This is a genomic window from Butyrivibrio sp. AE2015 (assembly GCF_000420825.1).
Taxonomy (GTDB): Bacteria; Bacillota; Clostridia; order Lachnospirales; family Lachnospiraceae; genus Butyrivibrio.
The window spans coordinates 1-16,750 of record NZ_ATVR01000031.1 but is presented as its reverse complement, the minus strand read 5'-3'; the positions used below and the strand labels follow the sequence as shown (position 1 = coordinate 16,750).

Sequence of the window (16,750 nt, the reverse complement as noted above, 5' to 3'; positions counted from 1 at the left end):
TATGCAGAAAAAGATTCCGATGAGAAAGTGCGTTGGATGCATGGAGATGAAGGAAAAGAAGGAGATGATCAGAGTCATCAAGTCTCCTGAAGGTGAAGTAAAGATTGATTTCACCGGAAAGGCTAATGGCAGAGGTGCTTATCTGTGCAGATCAGAGGAATGTCTGAAAAAAGCATTTAAGAATAAGGGCCTTGAGAGATCTCTTAAATCACCTGTTCCTGAAGACGAGCTTCAAAAGCTTAAAAAGGAGTTAAGCGAGATTGGATTCTAAAGAAAAGTTACTTGGTACGCTGGGGCTGTGTCAGAGAGCCGGTAAGCTAAAGAGCGGTGAATTTGCTGTTTTGGAAGCAATCCGGAAAAAGACAGCTGTCATGGTTATTGTAAGCAATGATGCCTCAGACAATACCAAAAAAGAATTTAGTGATAAATGTAGTTATTATAAAGTTCCGATATATTTCTATGGAAACATGGATGAGTTGGGACATGCAATAGGTAAGGACGTTCGAACGAGTTTGGCTATTACTGATGCGGGATTTGCCAAGACGCTCATAAAGAACTTACTTTCAGAAAAAAGTACGGAGGAAATGTGAATGGCAAAGATTAAAATATCCGAACTTGCAAATGAGCTTGGATGCGACGCAAAGGAGCTGATAAGTGTTTTGCAGGAGAAAGGCATAGAGGCAAAACGTTCGAACAGTTCAATAGAAGAGGCTGATGCGGAGGTAGCCAGAAATCACTTCAAGGGTTCATCTAAAAAAGCAGATGAGGCCAAGACAGAAGAGAAAAAGGCACCTGTTAAAACAGAAGCTCCAAAGGCTGAGGCGCCTAAGGCAGATGCTGATGCGCCAAAGAAAAAGAAGAAGATCATCATGGTTACAAATGCAGGCAACTCAAAAATGGGTGGCTATCACAATAACCAGGGTGGAAACAATAACGGTGCTCAGAATAACAATAACAACAATAATCAGCGCCGTGATAACAGAGGCGGTTATGGCAATAACCAGAATAATGGTAATAACAGAAGAGGCACTTTTGCACAGTCTCAGAACGTATACCATCCAATTAAGCCATTAACTGCTCCTTCACAGCTTGAGAGCTATAACACTCCTGTAAATAAGAGCGTTGCTCCAAAGCCAGCTCCTAAAAAGGAAGTTGCACCTGAAGTTCAGGAGAATAAAGTTGTTAAAGAGCAGCCTGTTCAGCAGGCAGCACCTGTTCGCAGTGAAGCTCCTAAGAGAGAAAATGCTGCACCTGTTCAGAACGAGAGACCTAGAGATAACAGGGATAACAGAGACAATAATAGAGACAACAACAGAGATAATAACAGAGACAACAGAAATAATTCCGGAAGAAACGAGAGAGGCGACAGAAACGGCTTCCAGAATAGAAATAATGGACAGAATGGCGGATTCCGCAGAGATAACAATCAGGGCGGATTCGGTCAGCGCGGTGGCCGTGATGGTCAGATGAACGGTGGACAGCCTGGTGGCAAGTTCGGCGGAAGAAATGATCGTAACGACAGAAATGACAGAAACGATAGAAATAACAAGTTCGATAAGAACCAGAGAGGCTCATTTGCTGATGCAGCTCCTGTAAAGGACGGCGGAAGCCACAGAGACGAAGAAAGACGCCGTATTGGTCAGGAAAAAGATAAGAGAAATAAGAAGGATCTTGCTTATGAGCAGGAAGAGATGATGCCAAGAAGCAAGAGAGTTGGCAGATTCATCAAGCCTGAAGTTAAGAAGGTAGAGGAACCTGAAGAGCAGATCAAGGTTATTTCTATTCCTGAGAAGGTTTCTATCAAGGATCTTGCTGAGAAGATGAAGATGCAGCCTTCAGTTATCATCAAGAAGCTCTTTATGGCTGGACAGGTTTCTACTGTAAATACAGAGCTTACTTATGAAGAGGCTGAGAATATAGCGATTGAGTACGATATCATCTGCGAGAAAGAAGTTCCTGTAGACGTTATTGAAGAACTTCTTAAAGAGGATGAGGATGCACCTGAGACACTTAAGAAGAGACCACCTGTTGTCTGCGTAATGGGTCACGTTGACCACGGTAAAACATCACTTCTTGATGCAATCCGTAAGACAAGCGTTACTGACAGAGAGGCCGGCGGTATTACTCAGAGAATCGGTGCTTATACAGTATCTGTAAATGATCAGAAGATAACATTCCTTGATACACCTGGTCATGAAGCGTTCACAGCAATGCGTATGCGCGGTGCTAATTCTACAGATATCGCAGTACTTGTAGTAGCTGCTGATGACGGTGTAATGCCTCAGACAGTAGAAGCTATCAACCATGCTAAGGCAGCTGAAGTTGAAATCATCGTAGCTGTCAACAAGATTGATAAGCCAAATGCAAATATTGATAAAGTTAAACAGGAAATGACAGAGTATGGTCTTATCTCTACAGACTGGGGCGGAACAACAGAGTTTGTTCCTGTATCAGCTAAATCTGGTGAAGGTATTGAAGACCTTCTTGAAACAATCATCCTTACAGCTGATATCTTAGAGCTTAAGGCTAATCCTGACAGAATGGCCAGAGGACTTGTTCTTGAGGCAAGACTTGATAAGGGACGCGGTCCTGTTGCAAACGTTCTTGTTCAGAAGGGAACACTTCATGTTGGTGACTTCATTTCTGCAGGCGCAAGCTCAGGTAAGGTTCGTGCCATGGTTGATGATAAGGGCAACAAGCTTAAAGAAGCTCGTCCTTCACAGCCTGTTGAGATCCTTGGTCTTTCTGATGTTCCTAACGCAGGTGAAGTATTCCTTGGACATGAGACTGACAAACAGGCTAAGCAGTATGCAAATACATACCTTCAGCAGCACAAGAAAGACCTTATTGAAGAGACAAAGGCTAAGATGTCTCTTGATGATCTTTACTCTAAGATTGAGGAAGGAAGACTTCAGGAACTTGATATTATCATCAAGGCTGACGTTCAGGGTAGCGTAGAAGCCCTTAAACAGAGTCTTCTTAAGCTCTCTAATGATGAAGTTGTTGTTAAGGTTATCCATGGTGGTGTTGGTGCCATCAATGAGTCAGATGTAACACTTGCTGCTGCATCTAACGCTATCATCATCGGATTTGACGTTCGTCCTGATGCTACAGCAAAGAGCATGGCTGAGCATGAAGGTGTTGAGATCAAGCTTTACAAGGTTATCTATCAGGCAATCGAAGAGATTGAATATGCTATGAAGGGAATGCTTGCTCCTATCTATGAAGAAAGAGTTACAGGACATGCAGAAGTTCGTCAGATATTCAAGGCTTCCAAGATTGGTAATATCGCAGGTAGCTTCGTAAAAGATGGTATCATTAAGAAAGACTGCAAAGTTCGTATTTCAAGAGACGGCGAGCAGATCTTTGAAGGCGACCTTGCTTCACTTAAGAGATTCAAAGATGATGTAAAGGAAGTTAAGGAAGGCTTCGAGTGTGGTCTTGTATTTGATGGCTTCGACCAGATGCATGAAGGTGATATGGTAGAGGCTTATGAGATGGTAGAGGTACCTCGTCAATGAGAAAAAACAGTAATAAGAATAAAAGAATAAATGGCGAAGTAATGAAAGTTATTTCAGAGGCCATTCGTTATAGTAAAGATCCAAGGATCAGTCCATTTGTCTCCGTTATGGAAGTTGAAGTTGCTCCAGACCTTAAAACATGTAAGGTCTGGGTAACTGTAATGGGTGATGAAGAGGACAGACTTCGTACTCAGGAGGGACTTAAGAGCGCTTCAGGTTATATCCGCAGTACTTTGGCAAAAGAGCTCAATATGAGATATACTCCTGAACTCAGATTCATCATGGATGACTCAATTGAGTATGCTATCAATATGTCCAGGAAGATTGATGAAGTTACAGCAAAGGACAATGAAGCAAGAGCAGCCCGCGGAGAAGAGATAGAAGATTCTTTTGAGGACGAAGAAGATAACGAAGATTGATAGGAAAGAGTAGGTAGATATGAAGATAGATGAATTAATGCAAGGCGTAAAGACAGTAGGTATTAGTGGTCACATAAGACCAGATGGGGACTGTGTTGGATCATGCATGGGAATGTATCTTTATCTATCCAAGAATTATCCTGATATAAGGGTGGATGTTTTTCTTGAGAGTATTCCACCTGAACTTGAATTCATAAAAGATTCAGATAAGGCTAATAAAGATTACACAACAGATGTTGACAGTTACGATTTGTTCATTGCCCTTGATTGTGGCAAGGATCGTCTTGGAAATGCAGAAGCCTTTTTTGATGCAGCTAAAAATACTGTAAATATTGATCATCATATCAGTAATCCCGGAACAGGCAATGTGAATTATATAGTTCCTACAGCAAGTAGTGCCTGTGAGCTGGTTTATACTGTGATCGATACTGATAAGATGGATGAAGATATTGCAAAATCTCTTTATACCGGAATGGTGACAGATACAGGTGTATTTAAGTATTCCTGCACTTCTCCTAAAACTATGGAGATCGCCGCAAAACTTATCGGATATGGATTTGATTTTGGAAGTCTTATAGACCATGTATTCTATGAAAAGACATATCTTCAGAATCAGATTCTTGGTAGAGCGCTTCTTGAGAGTATTCTCCTGATGAATGGCAAGTGCATTGTGTCAGTTGTTTCAAGACAGACAATGGATTTTTACGGCGCTACCAGCAATGACATGGATGGAATCGTTAACCAGATGCTACTTACAATAGGCGTTGGTTGCTCAATATTTATGTATGAAGAGGAGCCAATGACTTACAGAGTAAGCCTTCGCAGCGATGGAAGTGTGGATGTTTCAAAGGTTGCCAAGATATTTGGTGGCGGCGGACATATGAGAGCTGCAGGTTGCACTGTCAACGGAACACAGCATGATGTTATAAATAACATTACAAAATATATTCAGCAACAGTTATAATAATATAGCCACAAGATATGAGATGTCTTGTGGCTTGTTTTGACTAAGAATGAGAATAAGAACATGAACAAATATAATGGTTTGATAAATATATATAAGGAGCCCGGCTTTACATCCAATGACGTGGTGGCTAAACTAAGAGGGATTCTTAAGCAAAAAAAGATTGGACATACAGGAACTCTTGATCCTGATGCAGTGGGTGTCCTGGTTGTATGTCTTGGAACAGGTACAAAACTTGTAGAGATGCTTACAGACCATGATAAAGAGTATATTGCGGTCTGCAGACTTGGAGTTACAACTGATACGCAGGATATGTCAGGAAACATCCTTGGAGAGCAGCCTGTAAATGTGACAAAGGCTGAACTTCATGAGGCTGTTCAGGCCTTTGTTGGCGATTATGATCAGATTCCTCCAATGTATTCCGCTATAAAGCAGGATGGCAAAAAACTCTATGAGCTTGCAAGAGAGGGAATTGAAGTTGAGAGAAAACCAAGAAAGATCCATATTGGAGCAATAACAGTTCTTGATGATTCTCATCTTGAAAGTGATCATATTTTTACCATTGAGGTTAAGTGCTCAAAGGGAACGTACATCAGAACTCTTTGCCATGATATTGGACAAAGGCTTGGTTGCGGAGCAGCTATGCAGCACCTTACAAGAACAAGAGTCGGAGCATTTAATCTGGAAACAGCTATAACACTGTCTCAGGTGGAGGAGATGCGCGATAATGGTACATTATCAGAGGCAATTCAGTCTCCTGAGTATATCTTTAGGGATTTGGATAAGATTCATGTAAAAGACAGCGCAAGAGTCCTTCTTGAAAATGGAAACAGCTTCAGAAAAGACAATATTTTAAATGAAGATCCAAACGGAGTTAATGATAAAGAATTCGAAAAAGAGATGTTTACAGATGGAAACATGATAAGGGTTTATGCGGAAGACGAAACATTTTTTGGAATCTATAAATATGATGAGAGAACAAGAATGTTCAAAGTCGATAAATTCTTTTTTGAGAAATAATGATTTAATTGGTGGTGATTTGATTGGAAATAATAACCAGACTAGATGAACTGAATATAAATAACAAGACTGCCATAGCAATGGGAAAATTCGACGGTATCCATTTAGGACACAAAAAGCTTTTGGGGAAGATTCTTGAGCAGAAGCAGGATGGTCTTAAGGCCTGTGTGTTTACATTTGAACCTTCACCTGAGGAGTTCTTTGTTGGACACACAGTCAGACAGCTTTTTACCAGAAATGAAAAAAGGCGTGCCTTTGAAAAGCTTGGGGTTGATATCCTGGTTGAATTTCCTCTTACAGAGGCTACAGCAGCCACGGATCCTGAGGATTTTGTAAGAGATATTCTCTGCGGTGATCTGAAAGCTGTGTATATCGCTGCGGGTAGCGATGTTTCTTTTGGTGATAAAGGAAGAGGAGACCAGCACCTGCTTAGAAACTTAAGCAAGGAACTTGGATTTGAGCTTGATCTAATCGAGAAGGTCATGCTTGATGGAACAGAAGTTAGCTCTACCAGAGTCAGAAATGAAGTCGCAGACGGCAATATGGCTGAAGTAAAAAGACTTCTCGGCACAGAGTACAGCATAAGCGGAATTGTGGAACATGGAAGACATATTGGCCATACAATTGGAGTTCCTACAGTCAATATCCTTCCTCCAAACAATAAGCTCCTTCCTCCATTTGGAGTATATTCAAGTATTGTGGTCATAGATGATAAGGAATATGCGGGCATGACCAATATTGGCAGGAAGCCGACAATTTCTGAAAAAGAAGCAGTTGGCGTTGAGACTTATATATATGACTTTGATGAGGATGTATATGGTAAAGGTCTTACAGTAAGATTAAAAGAGTTCTTAAGACCTGAAATGAAGTTTGACAGTATTGAGGACCTTAAAAAACAGATCGAAAGTGATCTGAAAAGAGCTGCGAATTAAGGCAAAAAACGGGGAATTTGGTATAGGCTAAGAGGAGAAGAGTATGGAGAATCTGCAAATTGCGACCAGTGCTGTAATACCTTTTATGGTGTACATTTTTCTGGGGATGATTGCCAAAAAAAGTGGCGCTGTAAAAGAGAGTTTTTTAAAGGAATTAAACGGAGTTGTATTTAAAGTTTTTTTCCCGTTCATCATGTTTAACAACCTGTACGATGTGGACTTTGGCAGGCTGAGCAATGCGGGATATGTGGCATTTGCATTTGTGGCTACGCTGATAGTTATATTTGCCTGCTTTTTCATTGTTCCGCTTTTTGTAAAAGAAAACCCAAGGCGCGGAGTTGTGATGCAGGCGATCTTCAGAAGTAATTCTGTTCTTTTTGCCATTCCGCTTACTGAAAGCGTATTCGGAAGAGAGGGAGCAGTAATGGCCAGCATCATGGTCGCATTTATTGTTCCTTTGTACAATATAGCTTCGGTGGCTATCCTTGAGTATTTCAGAGGAGGCAAGGTCTCTTTCCTGGTACTTTTGAAAAATATACTTAAAAACCCGCTTATTATAGGAGCTATTGCAGGTGTTGCATTTAATATGCTTCCTTTGACCATGCCATCAAGCCTTGTAAAGCCTATAGCTGAGCTAAACAGCATGGCAACACCGCTGTCGCTCTTTGTTCTCGGAGGAAGCCTTCATGCAGCAAACATGAAAAGAGATGTACTTCCACTTTGCACAGGAATATCCTTAAAGCTTGTTATCATTCCAAGTATCATGGTGACTGCTATGTCCATAGCCGGAATAAGTGGAGCAGAGCTATTTGTTGTATTTTGTATGTTTGCAACTCCTGTTGCTGCAGCCTCTTATCCAATGGCTCAGAGCATGGGCGGAGATGCGGATCTTGCCGGAGAATATGTCCTTGTTTCAACTCTTTTGTCAATTGTGACAATATTCTTCTGGATACTTATACTAAAGAGCTTTGGATTAATGTAAAAAACAAATTTCAAAAAACAAAAATATTATCGGATTGGTGAAAATATACAATTATTATCCGTGGTATATTGTGCATAAACACCAACGCAAAAACCAAATATGTAATAAAAGGAGCAAAACATGACAAAACAGTTTTGCTCCTTTTTTTTGTGAGATTATAAGGTAACAAGATTAGGTTTGGAAAAGAGGCTAAGTATGTTTGAGATAGCGCGACTTACAGTTGAAGGTCTTGAAAAAAACATTGTTACTGATGAGCATAATCCTCACATTTCTTACAAAGTAGTATCAGACGGACAGAATGTGCATATTGCAAACTGTCATATTGTAGTGAGAGATGAAGCAGGCAAAACGATGTGGGAAACAGATACTACAGAGCAGATAGAAATATCATATGAAGGAGAAAAGCTGAAACCTTCTTCTGAATATACTGTGGATGTGGCAGTAAAGTCAGACACCGGGGAAGAAGCTTTTTCATCAATAAGATTCACAACAGGACTTATGACAGACAAGTGGCCGGGAAAATTCATTACTGATGGAAGCTATTCTTTTACGGAAAAGAAAGTATCTCCTGAGCCTATGACTTTCAGGAAAAAGATAAGGGCAGCAGGAAATGTTGTAAAGGCCTATGTGTATGCTACAGCCATGGGAATGTATGAGATGTATTTCGATGGAGAAAAAGTTGGCAACAGATATTTTGCTCCTGGATTTACATCCTATAAAAAGAGACTGCAGTATCAAACCTATGATGTAACTGAGTTTTTTAATCAGGGAAAAGAAATAAATGTAGATTTCACTGTATCGGGTGGCTGGGCAGTTGGCTCCTTTATTTACAGCAGAAACAATAGATTTGCAGCAGACAGACAAGCCCTTTCAGCAATGTTTTATTTTGTCTATGACAACGGAGAGGCAGATCTGTTTGGAACGGATTCCTCATGGCTTGTAACAAGGCAGGGTAAGGTTAAAATGGCTGATCTCTATGATGGAGAAACCTTCGATAGCACGGTAAAGCTTGATGAAAGTGCTTGGAGAAATGCCGAAGAAGAAAAGCTAAAATACAATCCGCAAATAATGGCAGAGTGTGGAGCACCTGTTACAGAGCATGAAGTATTTTTACCCTTATCTGAAGATAAAAAAGGTGAAGAGATAATATATGACTTTGGTCAGAACTTTGCAGGAATTGTGCGATTCACAGTAAAGAATGCAAAGAAAGGCCAGATCATTGAGATAAGACACGCAGAGATCCTTAATCCTGACGGGACACTTAATACCAGCTTTTTAAGAAGTGCAAAAGCAACAGTTACATATATTTGTAGTGATGGAGAGCAGACATTTAGCCCGTCATTTACATACATGGGATTCAGGTATGCAGCAGTTAAAGGAGTAAAAAGAGAAGACTTTGAGATCAAGGCAATAGCTCTTTACTCAGATATGGCTGACAGAGGAAGTTTTGAATGCTCGGATGAGATGATAAATAAACTCCAGTCAAATATACGATGGTCAACAAAATCAAACTTTGTAGACATTCCAACAGATTGTCCGCAGAGAGATGAGAGAATGGGTTGGACAGGAGACATAGCTGTCTTTGGTACAACAGCTTGTTTTAACTTCGATACAGGAAGATTTTTGAAGAAATGGCTTGGAGATGTAAGAAGCGAGCAGCTTCCTACAGGAGGTCTGCCAAACACAGTTCCTGCAAATGGTTTTGGATTCCCTGTTACCATGCCAACTATGGCAATTGATTGGTGGGGAGATGCATGTGTCCTTGTTCCATGGGCTTTATACATGTCAGATGGCGACATAAGTGTGCTTAAAGACAACTATGACATGATGAAAAAGTACGTTGGTGCATGCAGAAGATGGGCAGCAAGCTTTAGCCTTGGTAAAAACAGATTTATCTGGCATACGCCTTCTATTTTCCATTTTGGAGACTGGGTTGCACCTGATGCACCTAAGATGCCACAGTGGCAGAAAAGAAGCAAATGGACAGCCACGGCAAGTCTTTATAACACGAGCAGTATTCTCTCAAAGATAGCTGAGATTTTGGGCTATGAAGAGGATGCAAAAGAGTATAGAAAATTATCCGAAAATGTGGCAGATGCCTATGAGTGTATTTTCACTGATGGCAACGGCAGGCTTAAGGAAGAATTTCAGACTGCATATGTACTTCCTATACAGTTTGGAATGTTTAAGAAAGAAAACCGGAAAAAAGCAGTTGATAACCTGGTTAAGCTTATCGAAAAGAATAATTATTGCATAGGGACAGGATTTCCGGGAACTCCATATATTCTTTTTGCTCTTGCGGATAACGGAAGAGCAGATGTGGCCTATAAGATGCTCCTTAATACAAAATGTCCAAGCTGGTTATACGAAGTAAGGACAGGAGCTACAACAATCTGGGAGAGATGGGACGGACTTGATGAAAATGGACAGTGCCCTATAGGAGATGATGGCACTGGAAATATGATCTCTTACAATCACTATGCTTCAGGAGCTGTTGGTGATTTCCTATACAAGAGAGTTGCAGGAATTGAACCTTTGGACGCCGGCTATAAAAAATTCAGGATTAAGCCTGTTCTTGGAGGAAATCTTACTTACGCCAAGGCAAAAATAGATACTTCTTATGGAGTGGCAAGCTCCGAATGGCGTATAGAGGATTCGGTATTTTCCATTGATATTGAAGTTCCTGTTGGATGCCAGTGTATTTTGGAACTTCCAGACGGAAAGACTTTAGAATACGGCAGTGGGCGTTATAGTGCAACTGCAAAGCTATAAGCAAATGCGGAGGATAAAATGTTAAAAGAAATTGTTGAATCACCGGTATTAAAAACGAAAATAAAAAGCCCGGAAGTAAAACTTAATGAAAAAGCACTTGGATATCTGATCGGACCATTCTGTGCCCTGATATCAAATGCGATTTTCGGTTCATATCTAAACAGGTATTATTCCGATGTCATAGGGTGGACAGACACAGCCAGGTTTGGAACTTTTTCGGGACTTCTTCCAATTTTGTCAGTGATTTTTGTGATCATAGGAAACCTCTTTGTTGGAAGAGTTATGGATAACACCAGAACCAATCAGGGAAAGGCAAGGCCACTTCTTATTTTGTCAATGCCACTTATAGTGGTTGCCATTATAACTCTTTTCATGGTTCCCAAGGATAGCTCTCCTGTAGTTCAGATGATCTGGATAGCGGTATCTTACAATCTCTACTACGCAATGGCTTATCCATTTTATTACACAGCTCACAGCGCGTTGGTTTCTCTTTCAACCAGAAACAGTGATGACAGAGGGCAGCTTGCAACATTCTCAAATGCGGCAGGTGTAGCAGCAGTTGGTGTAGGCGCCAGCATACTGGTTCCTATACTTTTACAGAACTTCTTGTTTGTTCCAAAGGCTGATGGCGGAATTGATGCTGCGGCAAGTTATAACAACTGGAAAGTAGTTATGCTGGTTCTTTGTGTTTCTACTTTGATAGGCATCATTATTGAGTATTTCTTTACAAGAGAAAGAATCACAGAAGAGACTTATGGACTTGAGGAAGAAAATAAAAAGATTCCTCTTTCTAAACAGATCGAAGTATGCGTTAAAGAAAAATACTGGTGGATAATAATTCTTTATTTCCTTCTTTTCCAGTTTGGAGGACTTGTTAAAAACGGATCCATGAATTATTACTGCACCTGGGTTTTCGAAGGAATAGATGGTGGAACAGCCATGGGACTTCTTGGAGCCATAGGCGGAATTCCTACAGGAGTTGGAATGCTCCTTGCATGGCCAATTGCCAATAAGCTTGGCAAACAAAAAGCCGTAACACTTGGACTTTTGATCTCGGTTATCGGAGGCCTTGTAAGCTTTATAAATGTTCATAATTTCATCATCGTAACTATCGGTGTCATTTTAAAAGGTGTTGGTTCAATACCGGCAATGTATGTGACACTGGCTCTTTTGGCAGATGTACTTGATCATCTTGAAGCAAAAAACGGATTCAGATCTGACGGATTTACCATGGCTGTTTATGGGGCAATCATGGTAGGAATGACAGGACTTGGAAATGGTATTATCAATGTATTTTTGACAGCAGCTGGATATGATGCAACTTTATCAGTCCAGAATGCTTCTGTTCAGAACATGCTTGTTCTTTGTTACCTTGGTATCGAGCTTATCTGCTACGCAGTAATAGTAGTTCTTATGAGCTTTTTGAAGGTAGAAAGTCATATAGAAGAAGATCACAGGTTAATACGCGAGCGTCAGGAAAAAGAAGGCGCAGCGTTAAACAAATAAGGGAGGTCAATATGAGTAAAGGCAAAAAAATATCGCTCTATAGGGGAATGTCAGCCACTGGAGCAGCACTTCTGGCACTTACTGTATCAGCTACATCTGTTGTAAATGATCACAGAACTGATATAGATAAGTTCCTTGGTACATCAAGTACCAAAATCGTAACAGATGGAGATGTGGATACATCAAATATGTACACATATACATCAGATTATGGTAGTACAACTGAACTTGTTCAGGCTATTGCAGATGTTGGGGAGAGGATGAGTGAAGAAGGAAGTGTCCTTTTGAAAAACAATGGAGCTCTTCCACTTTCATCAGATGAAACTCAGAAAGTAAGTCTTTTAGGATTTTCAAGCTATTATCCTGTACAAGGCGGCGATATGGGCTCATCCCTCACACCAAATGTTGGCACAGATGCTGACACAGTTGATTTTGTTGGAGCTTTAAAAGCTAAGGGATTTGTCGTAAATACACAGCTTCAGGATATGTATGAGAAGCTCAAAGAGACATTTAAGACAGAAGTTGAGACCTGGGGCGGTACATCAACATATTATACTATGACAGCACCGGCAATCGGAGCACAGTTTACAAGCAAAGAGCCTTCACAGGAAGCTTTAAATGGCACAGATTCAACTTGGAAGGATTCTCTTGCAGAAAATAATGTAATGATTGTTACAATTGCCAGAAGTGGCAGTGAGAACAAGAACTACACACCTGGTCAGGATGGTGTTGATTCTTCTCAGAAACTTGGTCAGACTGATCCATTAGGACTTTCAGATGATGAGAGAGATCTGATCCAGGCTGCTATTGATGCAAAGAATGCAAATGGCGGTAAGGTAATAGTTCTTTTAAATAACTCAAGTGCAATGGAGGTGCAGGAGCTTCAGGATAATGAGGGTGTAGATGCAATCCTTCAGATTGGTCTTCCTGGCGGATATGGATTTTATGGAATCGCAGATATCTTAAGTGGTGAGGTTAACCCTTCTGGACATCTTACAGATACATATGCAGTAGTAGCTGCAAATTCACCTGCTGCACAGAACTATGGTGATCTCAGATGGACAAATGCTGATGATACTCTTTATATCAACGATGCACTTGTTGAGGCAGAGGGTATCTACACAGGTTACAAGTACTATGAGACGCGTTACGCTGATGTGGTTCTTGGTCAGGGCAATGCTAATGATACAGTTGGCAGCAGCACAGGCAGTGCATGGAACTACGATGACGAAGTAACATATACATTTGGTTATGGACTTTCATATACAACATTTGAGCAGACAATCGACAGCATTGATGTTGATACTGCTGCCAGAAAAGTAACTGCTCAGGTTACTGTAACAAATACAGGTGACACAGCCGGAAAAGATGCAGTTCAGCTTTATGTATCACTTCCTTATACTCAGTATGATATTGAGCACGGAATTGAAAAATCAGCTATTCAGCTCCTTGATTTTGGAAAGACTGAAGTTTTAGAGCCTGGCGCATCTGAGACAGTAACTATCGAAGCAGATATGGACTACATGACCAGCTGGGACAGCACAGCTTCAAACGCAACAGGAACAACAGGATGCTATATCCTTGATGAAGGTGATTATTACTTCACTGTTGGCAATGGTGCTCACGAAGCGCTTAACAATGTGCTTGCAGCCCAGGGAAAAACAGTTGCTGACGGAATGACAGCAGAGGGCAATGGAGAAAACGTAAAGGTTTGGACTTTGTCAGACTTTGACGGATCAACATTTGCAACAACAAAAAACGGAACAGCTGTAGAAAATCAGCTTTCTGATATGGATCTTAACAACTGGCTTCCTGACACAGTAACCTACCTTACAAGAAATGACTGGGCAGGTACCTGGCCAAAGACTTACGAAGGGCTTACAGCAACAGATGAGATGCTGGCAATCCTTGACAATGATACTTATGAGATCACAGCAAACGGCGATCCATCATCAGTAGTATTTGGCGCTGATAACGGACTTAAGCTTGCTGATCTTAAGGGAGTTACAGATGTAAACGACGAGAGATGGGATCTTTTAATTGATCAGATCACTCTTTCAGAAGCAATGATCAGAACAGGTTTTGGTGGAACAAGTACAAAGACTATTGATTCTATTTCTTCTCCTGAAGTAATTCAGAATGATGGTGCAAACGGAATTTACTCATATCCACTTAGCCAGTATGCTAACACAGATACATCTTCAGATGATCCTTGTGCTATTGATGCAAATGATAAGAATGCAGGCTACAAGGCAGGTGTTATGGCAAATGCAACAGTTATTGCCCAGACATTTAACAAGAACCTTGCTTCTGAGTATGGCTCAGTAATGGGTAACTACTCACTTTGGTCAAACCTTACAATTTGGTGGGGAATATCAAACAACATCCATAGAGTTCCTTACAATGCTCGTAACCATGAGTATTATTCTGAGGATCCTGTACTTTCATCCTTCACTGGACTTGCTGAAGCAACTGCAGCTCAGAAATATGGTGTGATCGTAGCTACAAAGCACCTTGCATTCAATGATACAGAAGTAAACAGAACCGGTGTTTCAGTATTTATGACAGAGCAGAAGGCTCGCGAGCAGGAACTTAGAGCAACTCAGGCTCCTATCGAGACAGGAAAAGTTCTCGGTGTAATGACAGCCTTCAACCGTGTAGGTATAACACCAGCTAATGCTCATGCAGGTCTTTTACAGAATATTCTCCATAAGGAATGGGGATTCTATGGACTTATGTCAGAAGACTTTATCATGGATCCTACTTATGTAGTGTTAAAAGAGGCTGTTCAGAATGGTGTAACAATGTCATGTAATACCGGTGACAACACAATGGATGCAGTATCTTCTACATATTCTTACTGGACACTTGATAATGTTTCCAAGGATGCAACTCTTATGCAGGCCCTGAAGGATTGCATGAAGATGCAGAACTATGCTATTGCTAATTCAAATGCTATGGATGGACTTGTTTCTAATTCCAGACTTGAAAGCGTAAGAACATGGTATGACAACCTTCTTACAATACTTTCAATAGTATTTGGACTTGTAGTAGTATGTGGAATCGGTTTGTATGCAAATACAGCCCGCAAAAAAGAGGACTGACAGGAGGCAGAGTATGAATAATAAATTTGGCGCAGGAATGGTAACAAGCTGCATAACATTGATCCTTGCGATCGTTGGTTTTATAGCTTATATAATAAATGCTAACACAGCATATTTTTCAAATCTTGGGAAGAATCCTATAGTCATCGCATCACTTGTGATCGCGATTGTAGCTTTGGTAGGATGGATGACACTTGGAAAAGTGTCTCCTTCCTGGACAGATGTACTTCCTGTTATTGCACCGGCTTGTCTTTTCGTTGGAGGAGTTACACTTCTCAACACCAGAATAAACGGAATGGCCGCTATCATGACATTCACTAACAACGCCCAGAACATGTCAGATATGTCTAGTGCAGTTGTAGCAATAGCAGCGATCATCGTAGCAGCTATAGTAGGAATTATAAGTGCATTCTTTGATGTAAAAAAAGTAGCTGAGAATTGATGAAAACACTCTATAATGGGTAGGGCTCTTGATAGAGCCGCCCTTTATAGAGTGTTTTTTTATTATAAGTTTTAGAGGGAATCATTGCTTTGAAAGTTTAGTTCGAGGTTCACTTGTATCCTATACAGATTGTCACTTTGTATAAGCGTAAGTAATTGGCTGTGTCCGCCACCCTTGACTGAACCTGATGGAAACGCCGTCTCCCACTCGCCGACGGTGAGGATGATGGGAACAGTAGATTCTATCTCACCGTCGGATCCAGCATTGTAGCGTTTCCATCAGCTCTGTCAAGGACAAGCACCTTCGGTGTGGCTGGCTTTTATGCCTCGGGATCCAATTCCGAGAACAGTAGGGGTGGCTACTTTCAAGGATGTGTAGGGCTATATGCTCATTTTACTGTGATAATTGATTTATTGTAACATACGAGGATACGCCTGCATGGATACATGCTATTACTTAGAAACATGACCTAAATAGCTTTTTTCACCTGTCTAGGTCATGATTTTTGTCATGATATTGCCTTGTTATTACAGAATTCATGACCTATTCTGTATTATTCTTTTACTTAGGTCATGTTTCTGGTCATGATAGGTTATCAAAGTGGATTTCGATAGAAATTCAGGTCTTATCCTATATCTCAGAAAATCGCTGTTATAAAAAACATTCCGTCCGTATAACGATCCATATAATAGAAAAAAACGTTTTGGGCATATAGCAACTTTTTGCGAGGCCAGCCACCCTTCACGAGCACTCAAATGGGCATATAGGCCGATTTCAAAACTCGAGCCACCTGTTAAAAGGTGGCTGCGGACGGATAATTACCGTATATGCCCAATTGCCTACGTAAACTACTACCTATAGAGTGGACACATATCAATTCACTTTAGACCCACTTTCATGTGGTAATACCCATTTAAAATACAGCCCAAAATCTGTTTTATACATTTTTTTGAAGGCAATACCGTGTTTTCGGACAATTGTGTTATTGTTAATGACCACATCTGGATGTTATCCTTTCATTATTAGGAGCATAACTATTATGAGTTCAAGACATCACTATACTGAAGCTGAAAAAGCAGAATTACTTA

At 40.7% G+C, this 16,750-nt stretch carries 12 protein-coding genes; all 12 read left to right on the top strand.

Annotated elements, in window-relative coordinates; translation table 11 throughout:
- Position 1 precedes the first annotated feature (1 nt).
- Positions 2-271 carry an RNase P modulator RnpM gene (gene rnpM / locus G585_RS0112940; protein WP_022775536.1) on the top strand — a complete coding sequence of 90 codons (270 nt, stop codon included), beginning with the start codon at positions 2-4 and terminating at the stop codon, positions 269-271.
- The gene (locus tag G585_RS0112935) at positions 261-590 is read left to right on the top strand and encodes a L7Ae/L30e/S12e/Gadd45 family ribosomal protein (protein WP_022775535.1); all 330 of its coding nucleotides are present in this window, start codon (positions 261-263) and stop codon (positions 588-590) included. Before rnpM ends, G585_RS0112935 begins: the two co-directional genes overlap by 11 nt.
- A complete protein-coding gene (gene infB / locus G585_RS0112930) occupies positions 591-3,521 on the top strand; it encodes a translation initiation factor IF-2 (protein ID WP_022775534.1) in 2,931 nt (976 codons plus the stop codon).
- On the top strand, positions 3,518-3,940 hold the full coding sequence (gene rbfA, locus G585_RS0112925) for a 30S ribosome-binding factor RbfA (protein ID WP_022775532.1): 423 nt from the start codon (positions 3,518-3,520) through the stop codon (positions 3,938-3,940). Before infB ends, rbfA begins: the two co-directional genes overlap by 4 nt.
- Before the next feature lie 19 nt (positions 3,941-3,959).
- Positions 3,960-4,904 carry a DHH family phosphoesterase gene (locus G585_RS0112920; protein WP_022775531.1) on the top strand — a complete coding sequence of 315 codons (945 nt, stop codon included), beginning with the start codon at positions 3,960-3,962 and terminating at the stop codon, positions 4,902-4,904.
- A gap of 63 nt (positions 4,905-4,967) precedes the next feature.
- The gene (gene truB / locus G585_RS0112915; protein WP_022775530.1) at positions 4,968-5,924 is read left to right on the top strand and encodes a tRNA pseudouridine(55) synthase TruB; all 957 of its coding nucleotides are present in this window, start codon (positions 4,968-4,970) and stop codon (positions 5,922-5,924) included.
- 23 nt (positions 5,925-5,947) lie between these two features.
- Complete coding sequence (locus tag G585_RS0112910) at positions 5,948-6,856, top strand: bifunctional riboflavin kinase/FAD synthetase (RefSeq protein WP_022775528.1); 909 nt, start codon at positions 5,948-5,950, stop codon at positions 6,854-6,856.
- A gap of 43 nt (positions 6,857-6,899) precedes the next feature.
- The gene (locus G585_RS0112905; RefSeq protein ID WP_022775527.1) at positions 6,900-7,838 is read left to right on the top strand and encodes an AEC family transporter; all 939 of its coding nucleotides are present in this window, start codon (positions 6,900-6,902) and stop codon (positions 7,836-7,838) included.
- Positions 7,839-8,033: 195 nt separating this feature from the next.
- Positions 8,034-10,610 carry an alpha-L-rhamnosidase gene (locus tag G585_RS0112900; protein ID WP_022775526.1) on the top strand — a complete coding sequence of 859 codons (2,577 nt, stop codon included), beginning with the start codon at positions 8,034-8,036 and terminating at the stop codon, positions 10,608-10,610.
- A gap of 18 nt (positions 10,611-10,628) precedes the next feature.
- Positions 10,629-12,116 carry an MFS transporter gene (locus G585_RS20080; protein WP_026663985.1) on the top strand — a complete coding sequence of 496 codons (1,488 nt, stop codon included), beginning with the start codon at positions 10,629-10,631 and terminating at the stop codon, positions 12,114-12,116.
- A gap of 11 nt (positions 12,117-12,127) precedes the next feature.
- Positions 12,128-15,220, top strand: coding sequence for a beta-glucosidase (locus G585_RS0112890; protein WP_026663984.1), 3,093 nt, complete (start codon positions 12,128-12,130; stop codon positions 15,218-15,220).
- A 13-nt stretch (positions 15,221-15,233) separates the two neighbouring features.
- Positions 15,234-15,662 (top strand): hypothetical protein, encoded by a 429-nt coding sequence (locus G585_RS0112885; RefSeq protein ID WP_022775524.1) that lies wholly within the window; start codon positions 15,234-15,236, stop codon positions 15,660-15,662.
- Positions 15,663-16,750: the final 1,088 nt, after the last annotated feature.